We start from the raw sequence: 1,084 nt of genomic DNA, 5'->3' as shown, positions 1-1,084 counted from the left end.
TCGTGCAGGCCAACATTCTGCAGAACAAGGCGAAGATCGGCCGTTGCATGTTCGCTCGGGCCTCGCAGCGGGGGGAGATCTCTGTGTCGGCCGATTTCGACGTGATCATGGAGATCGTCGTGGCGATGATTTTCTGTCGCCTGCTCGTCACCGGCGAGCCGCTCGACGATGCGTTCGTCGATCATATGGTGGACGACGTGCTCATGCCGTTGCTGGCTGGCCGGCCCGGAACGAAACTCCGGCCCGAAACACCCCCGTCCGGGGTCAACTCGAACGCCTGAGCTATTCTCTGCTCGAACTCCTGTTCGATATCCCTGTCCCTGCCACCGCCGCGTCACCGACGCCGCCACGGACCGTCCGGTCCCGGGGGCGCCGTCCACCGGCACCATCCCCACCGGCACCATCCCCACCGCACCGGGTCGCCTCGCGCGAACTCGTGGCGTTCGTTCGTCCCCGTTTCAGGTCCGACCGGCTAGGAGCTTCCCTGTGACCACAACCCTCGACCACCAGGCGGAGGACCGTCCGGTGGACGCGGCGGACGGCTCGCCCGATCCACGGCGCTGGCTCGCGCTCTGGATCATCGCTGTCGCGCAGCTCATGGTCGTCCTCGACACCGCGATCATGAACATCGCGATCCCGCACGCGCAGGCCGATCTCGACATCTCCACCGCGAACCGGCAGTGGATCATCACCGCGTACACCGTGGCCTTCGGCGGTCTGCTGCTGCTCGGCGGGCGCGTCGCCGACTACTTGGGGCGCAAGCGGGCCTTCAACTGGGGACTCCTCGGTTTCGCGCTGGCCTCGGCGCTGGGCGGCCTGGCCCCGAACGCCGGGCTGCTGTTCGCCGCGCGGGCGCTGCAGGGCGCGTTCGCGGCCCTGCTCGCGCCGGCCGCGTTGTCGCTGATCACCGTCGCCTTCACCGAAAGCCACGAGCGGGCCAAGGCGTTCGGCGTGTACGGAGCGATTTCCGGCGGTGGCGCCGCGATCGGTCTCATCGTCGGCGGCCTGCTCACCGAGTACGCCTCCTGGCGGTGGTGCCTGCTGGTGAACGTGCCGATCGCGATCATCACCGCGGTCCTCGCGC

The 1,084-nt window shown here is 68.5% G+C and carries 2 protein-coding genes; both read left to right on the top strand.

Translation table 11 applies throughout. The annotated features are described in order from the left end of the window. Window positions 1-281 (top strand): TetR-like C-terminal domain-containing protein (locus AC08ON_RS13370; RefSeq protein ID WP_476617082.1); only part of this gene is annotated, 281 nt, incomplete at its 5' end. A 205-nt stretch (window positions 282-486) separates the two neighbouring features. Continuing rightward, on the top strand, window positions 487-1,084 hold a 598-nt coding region (locus AC08ON_RS13365; RefSeq protein WP_476617081.1), incomplete at its 3' end, for an MFS transporter.

Source organism: Frankia sp. CoWAU3, from assembly GCF_977971855.1.
Note: the sequence above shows the minus strand (reverse complement) of the source record. Positions and strands in the feature narration are given on the sequence as shown.